This window comes from Mycobacterium mantenii (assembly GCF_010731775.1).
Lineage (GTDB): Bacteria > Actinomycetota > Actinomycetes > Mycobacteriales > Mycobacteriaceae > Mycobacterium > Mycobacterium mantenii.
Map to the genome: position 1 here is coordinate 1,990,121 of NZ_AP022590.1, position 17,795 is coordinate 2,007,915.

Sequence of the window (17,795 nt, forward strand, 5' to 3'; positions counted from 1 at the left end):
ATCGCCTGGGCAGCCGGAGCGCTCATGTCAGGGCCCGTACCAGCCCGGCGGTGATCTCGTCGAGCACCTGCGGATGTGCCAGCAGTTCCGCGGCGGCGTCTTGCCCGGACCGCGGCGCGGGCAGCCGGGGCCCGGCGACACGACGGTCATCGGACAAGGTGATCAACGCGAACCCGCGGTGCACGCCGCTGGCCGGAAAGTCCGAACAGGCCACGGTGGCGATGTCGGTCCGCAGCCGCGACCAGCGCGCGCCCGCCGACCATCGCGGCTGCACCTTGCGCACCGCTTCGGCCAGCCCGATGCCCGGCCCGGGACCGTGGCTGTCCACCGAGACCTTGGTGACGTCGGCGCCGACGAGAACCGCGGCAACGTCGCGAATTCCCAGCGCGTCGGCCACCCCGACCGCCACGTCGGTCGCAGCGGCCGCGCTGCCGTCGGCAAACCAGGGCCGCATCGACGCCGAACTGTTCAGCGCGACAACAAGTTCGGCCCGGGCCTGCTTGCGGTCCCGGCCGATCAGACGCCGCGCGGACGTGCGCGCCGCGGCCGCCAGCGGGCTCAGCGCGGTGTCGGCGACCGCGGTGACGTTGACTTCGATGTGGTGGCCGGCCGGACGCAACGCGGCGAACACCACCGCGGCGTCGCCGCTGACGTCGACCGGATCGAACAACACCTGCACCGGGTCGGCCTCGTCGGGCACGTCGTGCGCGATCGCCAGATGCACGACGGTGCCCGCACCGAATTGCGTCGTGAACGCGGGCCGGACGGCGATGGTGACGGGGCCGGTCAGCGAGGGCAGCACGACGTGCTGCGGGCTGGAACGCACCACGGACTGACCCGGTGCGCCCTGGACGTCGAGCGCGGCGTCGTGCACCGCGCCGGTGATGGAAATCGAAAGCGGCCCAACGGGTATATGCGCGCGCTGATTGCGTGCGGTCAGGGCATAGATCGGCATCAGTGGTCCCTCCACATCTGAGCCGGCGGGGCCGTCAGCGGTGCTCGCCCGTCACCGCGGCGGGCCAGCATCGTGGCCACCAGCTTCCGGTATCGCCGTGGCGGCGTTCCCTCGTTGCTGCCGGCCATCCGCATCATCACCGCGAGCACGCCCTCCTGGTCGTCGTCGCTGAATTGCCGGCTCGCGGCAAGCACGGTGGCGGCCGCGGCCAGCACACCATCGACGGCATCGCCGGGCTCGGCGGCATCGGTGCGTAGTAGGTTGGCCGCCAAAACCTCGGCGGCCGTGACGATGTCGTTGTCTACCAGAGCCAGCACCTGCTCGGTGGTGGCGCCGGCCACCGCCGGATCGGCGGCCAGTTGGCCCGCCAGGACCGGTCGTGGCTGGCCGGCGATCAGGCCCAGGACCGCCAGCACCGTCACCCGCACCGCGCAGTCGACGTGCACTCCCCCACGGGCGGTTTCGCCCAATGCCATGTCCCAGAGCCGGGCGTAGGCCTTTTGATGGGTGTTGATGTAGCCGCGCTGCACCCAAGCCGCCGGGCTGACCATGCGCAGCGCGGCGCATGCCACCGCGAGGTCATCGTGGTTGGCGGCGGTGATCTCGTCGGCGAGCCGGGTCAGCGATTCACTATCGGGTGCTGCCAGCAACGTCGGCAACAGCGCCGGGGTGCTCAACGCGGCGCCGCCGGCCGCCGCCAGTTGCGCGGGATCCCAGAGGTGACGGGCCGCCAGTTCGTCGCGGCGCGGCGATCCAGTGGCCGTCAACCACCACAACTCGGCGAAGCGATTCGCCTCGCCGGGGTTGCGCTCGGCGCGCATGCCGCACACCGCCGCTCGAGTCCACGTTGCATCCCAGGGTTGTGCGCCCAACAGTTCGCCCGGCGAGGGCATGGTGGACCCGTCGGCGAACCACTCCAGCACGGCGTCGCTAATCGCCGTGGCGCCTTCGCAACTCAGACGCAGCGTCGCGGCGGCCGCGGCAATGCGTGTTTCGGGAGCAAGCCGGTGCGTCAGCCGTCGGGCCAGCGTGGGCCCAGTGTGCGGGTCGGCCAGCTGGGCTGCCACCTGGTCGGTGAGCGCCTGAGTCAGGCGGTCATCGTCGATGCCGGCGCGCAGCAGCAGGTCGACCAGCTTGAGCAGCCGTTGTGGATCACCGCTGGCACTGGCCCGCTGCAGCGCCAGCCCGAGCGCGTCCGCCAGCGCGTCGGGCACCGGTCGGCCGTGATAGGTGTTGCCGCCTACCGGAATCGGGCCGAGCTGATCCAGCCAGGTGTCGTCGCCGATCGCGCGACACAGGTAGGTCAGCGCGGCGTGTTCACCGGCAAAGCCGGGCAGGTTTTGTTCGGCCGCCTTCCAGGCGTCGGGCGTGGTGTGGCCGACGAGGGCCGAAAGCGCCTCGTCGACAAGGCGTTCGGTCGGCGAGCCGGGGATGATGCCGGCCGGCGAGTGCGCGGTGATGATCGCGTTCGCTTCGGGGTGGGCGGCGGCAAAGGCCGCGTCGGCGGCGATCGTGACGGCCAATGGCCAGGCGGGGTGCAGGTCCCGATCCTGGGTTTGCGCGGCACGGTGGTCGAGTTCGTCGAGCACCGCGAGCGCTGACTGCGGGTCGAGCAGCGCCTCCTGCGCCATCACCGACCAGGCGGTGACGTCGATCGCCTGACCGGCCGCCGTCCGATGCGGTTCGCCACCCAACTCGCCCAGCGACAGCGTCGCGGTCTCGTCGATGACGACGAAACCGGCTGGGACCGTGTCCAAGTCACCGACGGGCACGGCGGCCAGGTGCTGGATGGCGTGCTGCGCGGGGCCGAGCTGGTCGGCGCGGTCGAAGGTGCTGAAGTTCATGGTCGCCGCGGTTCCCGGCGACATCAGGAAGCTCACCAGGCCGATCCACTGCGCGGCCGAGTCGACGGAGACGACGCCCAGGGCGACGGGTGCGCCACCATCGAGCGCGGCCGCCACGGCGTCCAGCAGTCCGAGCAGGGTGCCCACCCGCCAGGTGCTGGTGTCCAGCGCGAACGCGATCGCGCTTTCCCGGGTGACGACCTGCGCCGCGCCCGGCGGGTCGGCCGGCAGGGCGGCGCGCGCGACGGCCGCCGCGCCGAACGGATGCAACCATACCGGCGAGGCCCACCGCTGGATGGGGCGTATGCGCGGCGCGGAATCCGGTGCGCGGTCAAGCAATACGTGGGCAAACACATTGCCCGGCCGGCCCGTGCTGTCGGCGCCCGCGGCCACGGTGTGCCAGTAGCCCGCGGCGTCGCCGGCCCAGCGGCGGTACTCGAGGCGTCGTGGCGCCGCGTCCAATTGTTCGGGGGTGGGATAGTCGGGCAGCGGTGCAACCGGGCGAAACGCGGTGCGGACACCGGACGCCAACCGCTGCGTCTCCTCGGGTGACAGATCACCGGTGGTCTGCTTGACCTGCCAGCCTCCCCTGCCTCCCGGCTGGTCGAAGCTCGTGTAGGCGAGTTGTCCGTAGCGGGGGGTCATGGCGCGCCCACGCTCAAGCGAAGGCTGTGCACCGGCGGGTCCAGCAGTGCGATGGTGCGCAGCCGGGCCGCCGAGGGGGTGTTGACGAACAGCCTGATCCATCCGCGCCGACCCCGCAGGTCGACGGCCCACGGCTCGGCGGTGCCGGTGGTGGTCAAGGCCGACCACCGCAGTTCCTTGGACGGTGTGGCCGCCAGCCCGCCCTGCGCGTCCAGTGGCGCGGCGTCGAGCGCTTCACCGTCCGTGGGCGACAACGGAATTCGGTCGGGGTGATTGACCAGGACGAACGCGGGCGATCCCGGCACTTCGTATTCGGACCGCAGGTAGATGGTCGCGTGCGAGGGCTGTCCCTGCGGGTCGCGGCTCAGCTGCACCGCGTATTGCAGGCGCAGCAGGCCCGCGTACTCGATGCTGCGCACGGTCCCGATGGCGCGGCGGCCGGCGGAGAAGGCCACCGGCGCCAGATGCAGGGAGCAACCGCTCACCGGCAGTTTGCCGTTGGGCAGTTGCAGGCCGCCGTACTTCTCGTACTGCTCGACGGTGATTTCGTAGGAGGTGCCGGTCAAACCGTTGCGCGGGTCGTAGCCCTTGGGCGCGAGGTACACCACGACGACGGCGGCGCCCTGCGGCCAGTCGAACGTCAGGACCTGCTTGTTGCAGTATTCGGCCAGCTCGACATCCCGGATGACGCCGGTGCGCACCGAGCAGAAAGTCTTGCCCAGCAAGGCACGACCCGCCAGCATCGTGACCGGCGTGAAGTAGGCGCGGCTCCAGTCGGTCGGCCAGGACACCCCCGACATCATCGAGCGCGGCCGTCCGTCGGGGCCGGGCTGCTCGGTAATCGGTTGCGTCAGCAGCAAATCCGGAGTGAGCCCAACCTGTTCGAGCGCCGCCGTGGGCAACTCGGTAGCCTCGGCGCCGGCGGCCGGGCCGGTCTGGCTTCGATAGATCACCACCTCGCCGGCCGGCGGCGCCTTCCACGTGAGCTCGAAGCCCTCGGCGGCGCCCGGCGCGGAGGTCACCATCAAGTCGGTGACCGGCGTGAGGACGGCGGCGATTTCGACTTCGGCGTCGACGGGTGCCGCCAGCCGCAGCACACCATCGACCGGGACCGCGGCCCGAATCCGATACACGTAGCGCCGCCCGGGCGCCGGGTCGGAGTCCACGAATCCGGCACGGTTGTCGCGATCCAGCAAGATCCGGTGCTGGGGCCCTTCACGCCCGGCATCCTCGGCCAGCATCCGGGACACGAACACGGCGCTGACCGCCGACGGCACCGTCCAGCTGCCGATGACCTTGCCGTTGTCCTGCCGGACCACGCAATCGCGCACCGGGCTGACCGCCACGCCCTCGGCGTGTTTGATCGGTTGTGCGGCAAGCGCTTCGGTGCGGGTGGCACCGGCATTGGCCCACACCTGGTAGTAGCGCACCGCCGAGGTGGTGGGCGTGTGGTCGGCCGCGGTGGTCGCGGTGGTGGCCGCCACCAATCGGGCCCGATCCGGCGAGTACGGTGCGTTGTCCTCCTGGGCGACCAGCCGGTAGATCACCACGGCGTCGCCGCCCGGCAGGTACGGGGTCCAGGTCAGCTCGCAACCACCGTCGTCGTCGCGCGATGGTCTGACGGTGACGGCGGCCAGCGGGCCGGACTGTTCGGCGAAGGTGTATGTGGCGAAATCGCTCGTGCTCAGCGGTGATTGGTCGACGGTCGCGGTCGGTTCACCGTCGGGTTCCACCGCCGACAGGGGCGCCGAGCGGTGACGCCGGCCCGGCGATAGCTCCGAATCCACTTCCGCCAGAACGGCCGCCAGCTCCTCGGCGTGCTCGGCGACCGAACCGGGCAGCATCGCGCGAATCTGCTCCACGTCAGTGCGCCCGGACCGCAGTATCAATCGCAGGTGCGTTTCCTTGAAGCCCGCCTTGGACACCGTCCCGGAGTCGATCAGGCGCTGGCGCCAAGCGATCAGGGCGTTCAGGCGGGGGTCGTCGGCGTCGCCGGTGTGTTGCGGATCGGGCATGCCTAGAACACCAAATCCCCGCCGGGCGGCGTGTCGCGGTGCTCGGTGTGGGTGATCACCGCGGTCTTTTCCATTTCCAATCCCGATGCGGCCGCCAACGGCACCTCGAACAGGGTGAAGTCGTAGGGCGCCAGGCCGTCACTGGCCTGCACCACCGCGGCGCGAAATCCCAGACCGGGCCGCGCGAGCGTGGCCGTGTCGATGGCCACCGCGCTCCGGCCCGCGGTCATCGCCGCGTCGGTGAACACCGAGCCCTCGAAGGGGGCGGCGTGTCCCGGCCGATGGTCCACGACACCCGCGGCGAATTGCTCGGAGGCGACATGCGGTCCCATCGCCGGCGCCAGCACTGAACCGGTCAGCGCGGTGCCCACGCGGTCGTCCTCGGCGAACATCTGCTCGACGCGTTGCCACAGCGCCTCCGCGCCGGTGGAGTGCACCTGCCCGGACGCCACCGCCGCCGACCACTGATCCAGACCCGAGCCGGTCCGGAAACCCGGCATTCGATAGAGCATCTCGGGCTCCTCCCGGAGCCGGCCCGCGGCGTGGGCGACCATCTCCTGCCACGGCTTGGTCAGCCAGCCGAGCGCATACAGGCGGCGCTGAATGGCGTGCGCCGCGTCGTCGGCTCGCTCGGCGCCGGGATCGGCGACCCCGACCTGGGCGCAGCGCGGCAGCCCGTCGGAAATCAGCGGCGCCGCCGAGCGCCCCGCGGGAGCGGGCCCGAAGGGCGCGCGCAGCACCGGCCCCAGCACGCGACACCAGGACAGGTACTGGCCGTACGCGGTGGACAGGCGGCTGACGTCCTGCAGCGCGGTCTGCAGATTCGCCTGCATCATCTCGAGCTGATTCTGTTGCGATTTGCGCAGATTCATCAGGGTGAACATGTCGCGCTGGGCGAACAGGAACAGCGTCAGCGACACCAGAATGTAGAGACCGAGCAGCACGCCGCCGGTGATCAACGAGTATTTCCAGCCGGTGAAGCCGGTTACCGCGAGGCCGGCCAGCACGACGAGGACTCCCAGCGTTCCCCAGGTCAGGGTGGCCAGGATGGTGCCGATGGCTTGCTGGCGGGCGCGCACCCGTTCGTCAATTGAGATCTCGCTGGCCGCCCGCTGAATCTGTTCGGCGATCTGGGCCACCTCGGTGCGGGCGCGGCCCAGGAAGTCGGCCAGGATCGATCCCGCCTGCCAGGCATAGCTTTTCGACGCGTGCTGCTGCCACCGCTCCAGTTCGGTCGACGCCCCGCGCGCCTCGACGCCGGCCGCCGGATCGGAATAGGCGCGTTGCAGCCGCTGGCGCAGGTCGGCCGCGCCCAGCACGTCGGCCGGCTCCAGGTCGCTGACCCCGATCACCGCGGCCAGCGACGTCGGGATGGCCGTGAACCGGTCCGCGCGGCTGGGGACGACGTCTGCGGCGCTGGCCAATACCCCGACACCGGCGCCCACCTGGATCGGGTCGAGCCCCTTGGCGCGGCGTCCGCCGTCGGCGAGGGTGAGTGCACCGTTGACGAAGTCGGTCCACAACGGGCTGAGGTCCTGCTGGGCCAGCTGCCCGTTGGCCGCCGGTCCGCCGATGGCCGCGTTGAGCGTGTCGGCGCTGCGGCCGAGGTCCTGCCAGTCGGCGAGCTGACTGCTGGTGACCACCGAGAACGCCGATTCGCGACCGCCGAACACGGTGCCCTGCACGGTCGAGGCCAGCACCGCCGATACCGATCCCTTGACCGCCGACAACCAGGCCGACGGCGCGTTGCGCAGCGCCCCACCCATGAAGCGCAGGAACATCTTCAGCGCGGCCCAGATCGAAATGGCCTGCGTGGCAACATCGTCGGCGCCCAGGCGCGGGCCGCGCAACACGTCGCGATGTTTGGTCCACAACGCCCGGGCCATCGTCTGAGCGGCCGCCGAGACGTCCTCGACAAAGAGCACCGGCACCTGGCCGCCATGCGGCAGCGGCAGGCGTCCGGCCGGATCGAACAGTCGCGCCCGCAGCCGTCGTTCCACCTCGGCGGTGTCCAGGCTGCGGTAGAACGCGCGCACCGCGCGCAGCGTCTGGCCGGGCAGGATCTCCACGCTGTCGAAGGGGGTCTGCTGCACGTCGGCCCACAAACCCGCAACGGCAGCGACCACCGGCGCTGCGCGCTGGGCCAGATCCAGCGGCTCGGCCAGATGTCCCCACGGCACCGCACCCAACCCGGGCGCCGGCGAATCCTCCGGTGCGACAAGCAGGTTGTGCCAGCCCTCCACCACGGCCGACGAGCTGAGCTGACTGGCGCCGGCCCGCCCGCTGGTGAGCAGCATCCGCAGCAGCGTGATCCCCGCTCCCCTGGCGGTGCTGCGCACCACCTGTTCGACGAACTGCTCGGCGTCCAGCGGCGCCCGTTCGCCGGCCGGAACATCGAGCGGAACCAGGACCGCCACCCGGACCCGGTCATAGTGCTTCGTCGTCAGCACCTGTTGCAGCACAACACTTTCCGACCTGCCCTCGCGGACCATCGTCGCTGGCGTGGAAGGTCCCCGCGCATCGCCGGCATCCACCCAGACGAAGACGCCCAGCAGCCCCGCGGCGGAGTAGTCGCACAGCACACCCAGGAGTTCGTCGGTATGCAGGTGGGGTGCCACGACCACGGTGAGGGCGGTGTCGCTCCTTACAGCCATGGTCAGAACGTCCCGCCCTCGGGGATCACCACGGGTGCAACGCCATCGAGCACCGGTCCACCCGCCGCGGCGCCGGCCGCCAGCGCCTCGGCCTCACGCTGGATCAGGTCGATCAGCGCGCCGGTGGCCGCATACACGTCGGGCGCCAGGTCGCGGAAGATGGGCGTGTTCGACGCCGTGGTGCGGGTCGGCACCGTCGTGAACGCCCCGCCCGGGGCGGCCCCGGCCATGTCCGCCGGAAGATATTGCGCCGCAACATCACGGATGGTCGTCAGCCACTCGACCGCCGCCGCGGCCCGGACGTCGGCGGTCTGGGCCTCGGCGATCCCCGGTACCCGGGACTGGACGCCCGGTGTGGTCGTGCCCACCCGCAGGAATTCGCGCAGCAGTCCCTGCGCGGACAACGCGACGATGCCGCTGCGTGGGTCTTGCGAGTGCGCGTCGTAGAGCTCACGCAGCACGCTGTAGGGCCGCAGCGAGCGCATCACCGGCGGCTCGTGCGACTGCGCGATGGCCAGCAGGATCGATTCCAGCACCGCCGGCAACCAGTCGTAGGACGCCGTGAACGCCGACGGTGGCGTCAGCAGCGGATTCGGGAAGTTCAGCCACTGTCCGCTGTCGGCGTCGTAGATCCGCACCGGCTCGGTGAACGGTGACGCGGGGATCTGGATGCGGCCCAGCAGTTGACCGACGAACCAGCCGGCCGTCATGGCGCGGCGCTCCTCGTCGGTCATCGGCAGCGACGCCGGCAACGGGCGCGAACGTCTGAACCGCCAGAAGGCGCCGCGCCCGGGCCCCGCGGTCTGAGCCCACTGCTGGGCGGCGGGCTTGAGCACCGAGTCGAACGCGAGCGGCGAATAGTTGGGATACGAGCCGAAGATGTCGATGCGCGTCACGCTGTCCTCGTCGGACAGCGAACGCCCGTAGTTGTCCTTCGTCGCCTGGTCGATGCGTGGATTGTTGCGGATGACCTCGAACAGTTCCCGGTCGACCGGTTGACCGGCGAACGGAATCTCGGAGAACTTGTAGCGGTACTCGGTCTGCTGGCCGGGGTGAACCCGCTGCAGCGCCTGGTCGTTCACGCTGGCCAGCGGTCGCGCCAACGACAACGCCTCGGCGAACTTGGTGGCGATGTCGCGACGGCGCGCCACCAACTCCGACTCCGAGGCTCCCGCACCCTGCACGTAGTCGCGCAGCGACACCTTGCAGAACTCCGCGAACGACTCCCCGGGCCGCTCGACGTAGAACCGGGCCCGGCGCAGCAATTCCACTGGGCGGGTGTGGATGTCGAACTGCGCGATCGAGGGCACCCGCGCGCGGCCGGTCTCCGGGTCGGTGCCCAGCGCCCGGGTGACCCAGGTGGCGGTGCGTTCGATCAGCCCGCCGGGTGCGGCGACACCGCCGGTGGTCTGCCACACCCCCAGGATCACCCGCGTGGTCGCCTCCTCGATGGCCGACTGCAAGGGGATCATCGCGTTGGCACCGGCCACCGCCTTGGGCAGATCGGCCTCGTATCGTCCCTTGAAGGCCGTCGAATTGATCAGCAGCACTTCGTTGTTCGCCTCCGCGAACCGGCTGGGCACCAGTTCGTCGGCGTCGGCCGGCCAGGCCGCGTACTGATCGGTGGCCAGGCGGGCCAGCCCGACATCGGTCGGCGGCTCCGAACGGGCGATCTCCAGCTGAATCATCGCCTCGCTGAGGCGATCCCGCAGCGGCACCAGCAGTTCCACGCCCAGCACCCGCATCACGTCGGCGATGCGCGCGGCCGCGTCGGCGAACAGCTGACGGCGCACCGTCGCGCGGAACCCGTCCACCACGGCCGCCACGACCTGGTCGGTGTTGGTCATCACGCCGTGCAGGGATTTCAGCCCGGCGTCCACCTGCGGGGAGATCGCGACGATGTCGGGCGGCCCCATGGCGCCCAGCTGGGCAACCCCGGCAGTGAGTTGATCATCGATGTGGCGGCGCAGCTGGTCGACGACTTCGCGCGCAAAAGGCAGTCCCAGCGAGGCGATGGCCGCGCCGATCACCTTTTCGAGCTTATTGGCGAAATCCTGGTGCCACTGAAAAGCCATGGCGTAGGCAGCATCAGCGCACGCCCGCGTCAGCTCGGCCCGCCGGTTGTGCACGGCCTGTCGCATCGTCGGCACCCACTGTTCGGCCGTAACGCCTTCCGGGTTGGGCAGGTGGTTGCGCAGCTGGCGGTCGATGAGGCCGTTGACCGTGGCGGCGACGGTGTCGGCCGTGAAGGCCTCGGTGCCGATCCAGCGGCCCAGCTGGCTCACCCGGGTCTGCTCGTCACCGGCGCTGGCCGGCAACCCCAGTTCGCCGCAGAGCGCGCCCCATTGGCTGGATAGCAGCGAATCCAATTGCTCGGTGCTCGACGCCGGATTGCCCTTTTGCATGTGACCCTCGAGCAGCTTGTCCACGCAGCTGCGGGCCAGCCGCTGGGCGGCGTATTCGGCGTAACGGTCGCGACCCATGCTCAGGCTGGAGAAACCGTAAGTGCCCCAGGGCAACACATCCCACGACGAGATGCCCCAGCCCAACAGGTCGCGGTCGCCCACCGGCGACGCGGTGTTGCCCAGGTCGTAGGCGACGAACTGGTCGCTGGCCCGCCCGCTCATCATCAGCCCGGCCAGCCCGCGCGCCAGTCCCCGGTACACCGCGTACTGCGACCCGTCGCCGAACAGGGTGCGGTCAGCACCGATGTAGCGGCCTACGGGGAAGACCCGCGCGAACGGAATCGGTTCGCCCTCACCGTGGTGGTGCCCGAGTGCGCGCAGGATACGTACGTCGTGTTCGCGGGCCGCACCGGATTGACTGGCCACGATCTCGCCGAGCATCGCCAGCGCGTTGGCGCGCACGCCGATGATGGCGCTCTGCGGCAGCGAGTCGAAAATGTCTGGGGTCACCATGAATACACCCATCAACCGGGGATCCAGTCCGGTGACCAGGGTCAGCAGCCGGCACACGTCCAGCGCCATCGACGCGCCCGCACCGCCGGCCATCGACGACACCACCAGCACCAGCGGCGGTTCGTTGGGGTCGAAGCGACCCATGCCCGGCACATCGACCGTCGACATCTCCGACACGGTTTCGACGCGAAACAGCGCGTCCCACGCGGCTTGCAGCCGGGCGTGGATTTCGGCGGCCTTGCTCAGGGTGATCATGCGCCCGATCGCCCGGTACTGCCCCGCGCCGGCGGAGATAGGGATCGACACCTCTTGCGGGCTGCGCGGCGCCCAGGTGGCGATGGTGTCCAGCGCCGATTCGGCCGCCAACCGCTGCGACAGCGCACCATCGAGAACGGCGTAACTGCTGCCCTGCGGTCCGCACCCGACGTAGCTGCCGCCCTGGGCGGGGACGTTCGCCAGCCCCTCCGGGCCCGACTCCGCGGCGCTGGGCACGTCGATGTGGACGAATTGCCAACCGGCCAAAAGCTTTTCGATCCCAGCGGTGTGCAGTTCGGAGCGCAGCTGGTCCATCATCAGGGACAGCGTGGCGCCGCCGGAACCGCCGCAGCCCACTACCAGGAATCGTCGCATCAGGTGCCCTCTCCGAACGGGTCGAATGGTTCTGGGTCAAATCGATAGGAGGGCTGCGTCGCCTCGGTCGGCGGGAGCCCGGGCGGCCCGCTTTCGTCGCGCTCATCGCCCTGTTGGCGCTCGCCGCGCTCCTCGCCGTACGGGTAGCCCGCCGCCATCGTGTCGTCTTGGCGGGGAATGGGTTCGGGGATCGGCCGTTCTTGCGTCTCCGCCTCATTGAAGCCCGGCGGCACCGGCCCGGTCGCGGGGGGCGGCGGCGCGAAGGGCGGCGGTGCAAAGGATTTCGGAGCCGGCGGCGCCGAAGGTGGCGCTGGGGCGGGCGCTCCCCCGAACGGCGAATCGCCGCCACCGAAGGGATCGTCTCCGACCGGTCCGGCCACGACGTCGGCGGGAGTGTCACCGAACGGTGAGGCCGTCTCGCCCGGCGCCGCGAACGGTGCCGTCATGCCGGCCTGCACGGCCCGCAGCCGCAACCCGGTGAGCAGGTCGGGCAGCCGTTGGGCGATGTCCTCGTAAATCCGCTCACGCGCGGTCGTGTCGGTGGTGCCGGCCACCAACAGCAGCACCTCGGCGGCGTTCTCGGGGCCGTACGGGTTGTGCAGCAGCACCCAGGTGTTGTGCACCGCCAGCGGCAGCACCCCGCGCAGGCCGGTCTTGTCCGATCCGGGCAGCTTCGACCCGGCGCTGACCAGGCCCTCGGCGTCGACGACGACATGGCCGGAACCGAATGGGCTGCGCCCCATCACAACCGAGAGAGTCACGCCGGTCACCGACAGTTGGCGGGTGCCGCCCGGCGGCAGCCCGGTCACCGGTTGCACCAGGTCGGTGTCGGCCATCGCGAACGGTTCTCCGCCGCGCAGCACCGCGTCGTGCTCGACCTGCACCGGGATGCGTTCGGCGAGCAGCGGATTGTCGGGGATCTTGCTGACCCACCACTTGGACGCATACAGCAGCGCCAGCGGGATCCCGGGGCCCAGCAGCAGCGCGGCGATGAGCACCAGGACGAAGTTGATGGTGTTGAGCGGGTTGATCATCGACGCCGTGAAGGCCACCGGCACGGTCTGGGCGTCGTCGGGATTGTCGAGCGTCGAAACATGTACGGGCACAGTGCCGTTGAGGCCGCCATGGCCGTTGTGATCGGTGTGCAGGGTGACCGATAGCGGTGCGGTCTCCCCGGCCTGCACCTTCAGGCAGTGCTGGCCCGAATTCGTCGGTGACCCCAGGTGCGGCATGCCGATGCCGTCGGGTGCGCCCGAGACCGTCGCGGTGTCGGCGTCGCTGATCCAGGCGCAGCCCGGGCCAGTGATGTTCAAGCTCGCGGTCGCGCCCTTGGCTCCCTCCACGGTGCCGAAATCGATGCGCTCACCCGGGGTGGGCAGGCCGACCTTGGGCAGAATCTGCACCGGCACATCGACTTCCTGCGGTGACAACTGGGTGCCGGCGATGGGCCCGCCGTTCAAATCGGTGGTGGACGCGGTGGTGATCACCAACGACATCCGCAGCGTCGCGTGCCCGGGCGTGACTTTGGTCAGGTCGGCGTCGACGGGTTTGGCGATGTCATCCTTGCCCGCCGCCGTCAGCAGCGGAATCGGTGCGGCGCCGTCGGGACCCAAGGATGCTGACATGGTGGCCGAGCCGGCTAAGTCCGCCGGTGCTATCGGCTTGCCGTGGCCGTCAACCAGACCGAACACCAGGCCCTTGAGGGTCTGGCCGCTGTGCCAGGCGACTTTGTCGGCGCCCGTCAGGGCCGGGAAGATGTCGGTGGTGATGTGAATGCTGACCTTGGACACCGCGTCCGGGTGCTGGCCGGTGGTGTCGACGTAGACGATCGCCCACTGCCCGCTCCAGTGCGGGGCGTTGCCGTTCTGCAGCGAGATCGTCTGCGCCGATTCGGATTGCCATTGATAGTTCACCGAGACGCCGTCGACGTTGACGTTTTGGGCGCCGTCGTTCTTGGGCAGGGGCAGGGTCTGCCCGGTCGGGGAGACGAGGTAGGGCTCGACCCCGGGCACGCCGCCGGAGCCCAGGATGTTGACCTCTTTGATGGACCGGTCCAGCACGAAGTTGTGCCGCGCCTCGGGGCACACCTTGATCTGGCACACCCCGCCCTGGTCGGTCACGCCGGGATCGGGGTTGAGGGCGTCGAACGCGAACAGCATGTCGTCGATATTGGCGACGGGAAAGAAATCACCGGGCACTGGATCGGTGATGGCGCCGCACGCCATGCCCTGCAGCCCCTTGCCGGTGCTGATCGCCGACATCACGTTGAAGTCACCTGGAGTCTGCTTGGCGCCCAGCCCGATTCCCAGCATGATGATGTTGCTCGACCGCAGCTGGTCGGCCAGACCGCTGGGTCGGCAGATGGATTGCACGGCCTTCTGGGTGGTGTCGGGGATGCCGTTGGGTGAGTCCAGCTTGACCCCGTCGGCGTAGGGTTTGGCGACCGGGCGGGCGGTGAAATCGATCATCCCGTCGGAGAACCAGGCAATGGCCTGGCAGCGCTGACCTTTGTCGGCCGTGCCGCCGTGCGCGGTCAACGCCTGCCGGGCACCGTCGAGGGCCAGCCAGTAGTCGGTGTCGATGCCGGTGTTCTTCTTGGCGATGGGATCCAGCGACGCGCCAACGCTGTCGGCGGTCGAGCCGGTGAGCTGGGTCCAATCATGTTCGGGGACATATGTGTCGGAGAACCCGGCAACCGCGACGTCGAGCTTGGCGCTCACCCGGTCGGCGTACTTGCCCAGCGTCTGCACCAGGTAGCGGGCGGCTTGCACGCGCGCGGCCTGCGGGTCGGTCTGTTGCAGGCTGCTCGACTCGTCGAACAACAGCAGCAGATCGCCGGCCTTCTGCGAGGCCAGGCACGCCCCGAATCGGCTCGCCCCGGGCGAGCCGGTCGCCGACGCCACCGGCGCCCAGCCGACCAGGTTCAGCACCACGACTAAGGAAGCGGCCGCGAGCACGCGCGCCAGCATCGCAATGCCGTTGCGGCCGCGTGGTATTCGGGACGAGTGGGCCACTACAGCGTCCCCGCCCACAGCGCGATCTGCCAGGCCCCCACTGCGATCCCGACCAGGCAGACGACCAGCACTACCCAGTACAGCGTGGACGTCCAGGTGGGCGCCGAATAGATGGCCTCGGTGCGGCGCCTGGTGTCGACCCGGCTGAACACCGCCAGCGCACCGATGGCCAGCGGCCCGGCCAACAGCCATCCCGAGACCGCGGCCGCAATCATCGGGCCGCCCAACGCGCTCGCGGCGGCCAGGGCCACACCGACGAGCGCCAGCGCCAGGGCCACCGCGAACCACACCAGCGGCGGGCCCGCCGTCGTCAGCGTGCCGGCGCCCGCCGGGCTCGCGGTGAGTTGCCCGAACGCGTCACGCCCACCCGTCGGGTCGAACGCCGGTGCACCGGCCGGACCGCCAAACGCGTCGGGCCGCGCCGGCCCCTGGTTGGCCCACGGATCGAATCCCCCCGAATGACCCCCACCCGGCTGCCCCTGCACCGGCGGCTGAGCGCCACCCGCCGGGGCCTGCCTGCCGGGGCCGAAGTCGCTGAAGTCAAAGGGGTTGGGTGCGTTCATTTTTCGTATCTCAATACGGATTCAGGCATAGGGCAAAGGAACGGTCGGGGGGCGCGGCCACGTACACCGAATTGCATTGGTTGCTCGAGCCCACCCGGGCGGCAACCGTGTACACCCCGTCGCGGTGTTCGCAGTCGACGCCGAACAGGTCCAGCGCGTCATTGCCCGTGCTGTTGCGCAGCTGAAGCTCCACGCAGGTGCCGATCGGCACGGTCGCGAGGTCGAGCTTGGGGCCGCGCGGCACCGTGGTCGGGGGCGCGACCGACGTGATGGTTCGGGGCGGCATTGGCGGGGGCAGAGCGGAACTGGACGCGGTCGCCGGCGTCGAAGTGCTCGGGCGGGTTCCCCAATAGACGCCGCCGAGGATCAGCAGCACACACATCAGGTAGCCGATCACCAGGCCGGCGATCGCGGCCGGGCGTCCTCTCTCGCCGCTGCGATTGATCTGCGGCAATGCGAGATGGCCCATCACGATGCCAGCGGGCGGAACGATCACCCCGAAGATGGGCGAGAGCACCGCGAGCGTGTTGTAGTCCGCGCGCGGCGGCTGCCCACCGAAAGGCGGCCGCCCGCCGAACGGTGCGCCCGGGTATCCGACCGGGGTCGTCGGCGCACCGCCGTACGACACGGTGGGCGGCGGTCCGCCGAACGGGTCGCCGGACTGCGGCGCAAACGGATCTTCGTTGGGATACATCAATTCGCCCCACCGGCCATAGCGGCGAACCGCTGTGTTGTGCGACGAGAGACGTTTCGGTGCGGCCCCATCTCAACCCTTGAAGTCGACGATGCAGGCGTACACGGTCTTGGTGTGGTTCCACAGTGTCGTGGGGGTCTTGCAGGAGTCGTTCGACAGCAGCTGGGTCACTTGCAGAACGCCTTCGCGCACCTCGCACCTGACCGGATAGATGGTGATGAAATCCGCCTTCTCCGACGGGTCCGGCTTGTTCTGCTGGACCTCGATGCAGTCACCCACCCGAAGGTCGCTGACGGAGACGCTAGGGCGCTGCGCGGGCGGGGGCGTGATCACCGTCGTGCGCGGCGGCGTCGGCGGCACGTACGGGCTGGGGGCCGCCGTCTTCACCGTGTTCGAACCGGATCCGCCGCTGGTCGCCAACCAGACCGCGAGCGCGCCGACGGCCAGCACGATGATCAGGTACGAGGCCGTCAGCCCGAAGATGGCGCGGTCGCGACCGCGCTGGTGGCGCTGGCGTATCTGGGACAGCGCCACGTGGCCCAGCGCCGCGCCGGCCGGCGCGAAGACGAACGCGAAGATGGCCGACAGCGTGGCCAACGTGTTGACCTCGGGTTTCGGCCCCGACGGAAAGCCCCCGGGGCCCGCGGGCGAATGCCCGGGCTGGCTCGGACCGAATGCCGGCCCCTGGCCACCGGGCTGCCCCCCGAAAGGGTCGGCGCCGAACGGATCTTGATAACCACCGCTATATGTCATCGGTGCCCCTCGATGCAGGGCCGGAGCTGGTCACCCATCCCCCTCATCAACCGCCATCCCATTCCCCGTCAACGCCAGTCGGCGGCGTGCACCATCACCACCTGCCCAGAAACTTGTGACGTCCAACCGCAACAAATCAAGATAGTCGGTGCAGCCACGACGCACTCTTTTTCCACCAGAAGCACCTCTCGGTACTGCTACATATAGTGCTGCGCCGCGCACGCGCGCAATTTAGGTCGCGGCCCAGCATTCGCCATCCGGTCTGCTCCGACGTTAACTGCAGTGTCGGATAGCCGAGTTGAACCGAATGCAAACGTTAGCTAACCAGCACCCGAGGCGGCCCGGGCAATTAGCTCATCCGCGCACGTCAGCCGGTCGCGGCTTTGGCGTTCAGAAAGGCGACTATCCCCTGGGTGACCGCGGCGGCGTATTTCGCCCGGCCGTCCGGACTTTCCATTCGCGCGAAGTCACCGGCGTTTTTCATGTTGCCCAGTTCGACCAGGACCGCGGGGTACTGGGCCAGGTTCAGCCCGGCGAGGTCGTCGCGACCGTACAGGCCGTCCGAGCCGATGTAGTTGGCCGGCTGTAAACCGGACTGGACCAAGGCATCCCGCATCGCGTGCGCCAGCTGCACGGCGAGCCCGGCTTGGACGTCGTTCAGCGGCGGGCTGGAGTAGTTGACGTGGAATCCGCTGCCGGAGGGGGGCCCGCCGTCGGCGTGGATGCTCACGATCGCGTCCGGGTGCATGGCGTTGGCCGCCGCGGCGCGTTGGTCGATGCACGGGCCGACGCCGCCGTCGCTGTCGCGCGACAGCTGGGTGCGAACGCCCAGCTGGCTCAGTGAATCGTTGATCAATCCGACCACCGCCCAGGTAAACGCGTGCTCCGGATAGCCGTCGTCGGCGGCGGCGCCCGAGGTCTGGCACGGCTTGGTGCCGCCGCGGCCGTTGGGGACCTGCTGGTTGATCGACGCGTCGTTCACGGCGTTGTGGCCCGGGTCGAGGAAGACCGACATCCCGGCCACTCCCGCCGTCGCGCGCGGGGCGGGCAGCAACGCGCCGGCGGTGAAGATCGCCGGCATGACACCGGCGATCTTCAGGACGTCGCGGC

The 17,795-nt window shown here is 69.9% G+C and carries 10 protein-coding genes; all 10 read right to left on the reverse strand.

What is annotated here, in order from left to right; genetic code table 11:
- Window positions 1–22: 22 nt before the first annotated feature.
- The 10 genes from G6N50_RS08965 to G6N50_RS09010 all read right to left on the reverse strand — a co-directional run bounded on the left by G6N50_RS08965 (window position 23) and on the right by G6N50_RS09010 (window position 17,766).
- Complete coding sequence (locus tag G6N50_RS08965; RefSeq protein ID WP_083099235.1) at window positions 23–955, reverse strand: hypothetical protein; 933 nt, start codon at window positions 953–955, stop codon at window positions 23–25.
- Window positions 955–3,444, reverse strand: a complete 2,490-nt coding sequence (locus G6N50_RS08970) for a GAP1-N2 domain-containing protein (RefSeq protein WP_083099237.1) — start codon at window positions 3,442–3,444, stop codon at window positions 955–957. The genes G6N50_RS08965 and G6N50_RS08970 overlap by 1 nt, the downstream gene beginning before the upstream one ends.
- Window positions 3,441–5,459, reverse strand: coding sequence for a hypothetical protein (locus G6N50_RS08975; protein ID WP_083099240.1), 2,019 nt, complete (start codon window positions 5,457–5,459; stop codon window positions 3,441–3,443). Before G6N50_RS08975 ends, G6N50_RS08970 begins: the two co-directional genes overlap by 4 nt.
- Before the next feature lie 2 nt (window positions 5,460–5,461).
- Window positions 5,462–8,113: a hypothetical protein gene (locus G6N50_RS08980; protein ID WP_083099242.1), complete on the reverse strand. Its 2,652-nt coding sequence runs from the start codon at window positions 8,111–8,113 to the stop codon at window positions 5,462–5,464.
- A gap of 2 nt (window positions 8,114–8,115) precedes the next feature.
- Window positions 8,116–11,661 carry a tubulin-like doman-containing protein gene (locus G6N50_RS08985; protein WP_083099244.1) on the reverse strand — a complete coding sequence of 1,182 codons (3,546 nt, stop codon included), beginning with the start codon at window positions 11,659–11,661 and terminating at the stop codon, window positions 8,116–8,118.
- Entirely contained in the window at window positions 11,661–14,675 is a 3,015-nt protein-coding gene (locus G6N50_RS08990; RefSeq protein WP_232068913.1) for a vWA domain-containing protein, read from the reverse strand. Before G6N50_RS08990 ends, G6N50_RS08985 begins: the two co-directional genes overlap by 1 nt.
- Window positions 14,675–15,238 carry a hypothetical protein gene (locus tag G6N50_RS08995; protein WP_083099246.1) on the reverse strand — a complete coding sequence of 188 codons (564 nt, stop codon included), beginning with the start codon at window positions 15,236–15,238 and terminating at the stop codon, window positions 14,675–14,677. The genes G6N50_RS08990 and G6N50_RS08995 overlap by 1 nt, the downstream gene beginning before the upstream one ends.
- Before the next feature lie 10 nt (window positions 15,239–15,248).
- Entirely contained in the window at window positions 15,249–15,932 is a 684-nt protein-coding gene (locus G6N50_RS29055) for a DUF4190 domain-containing protein (protein ID WP_197748058.1), read from the reverse strand.
- A 72-nt stretch (window positions 15,933–16,004) separates the two neighbouring features.
- Window positions 16,005–16,685: a DUF4190 domain-containing protein gene (locus G6N50_RS09005; RefSeq protein ID WP_083099251.1), complete on the reverse strand. Its 681-nt coding sequence runs from the start codon at window positions 16,683–16,685 to the stop codon at window positions 16,005–16,007.
- A gap of 367 nt (window positions 16,686–17,052) precedes the next feature.
- A complete protein-coding gene (locus G6N50_RS09010) occupies window positions 17,053–17,766 on the reverse strand; it encodes an Rv3717 family N-acetylmuramoyl-L-alanine amidase (protein ID WP_232068977.1) in 714 nt (237 codons plus the stop codon).
- Window positions 17,767–17,795: the final 29 nt, after the last annotated feature.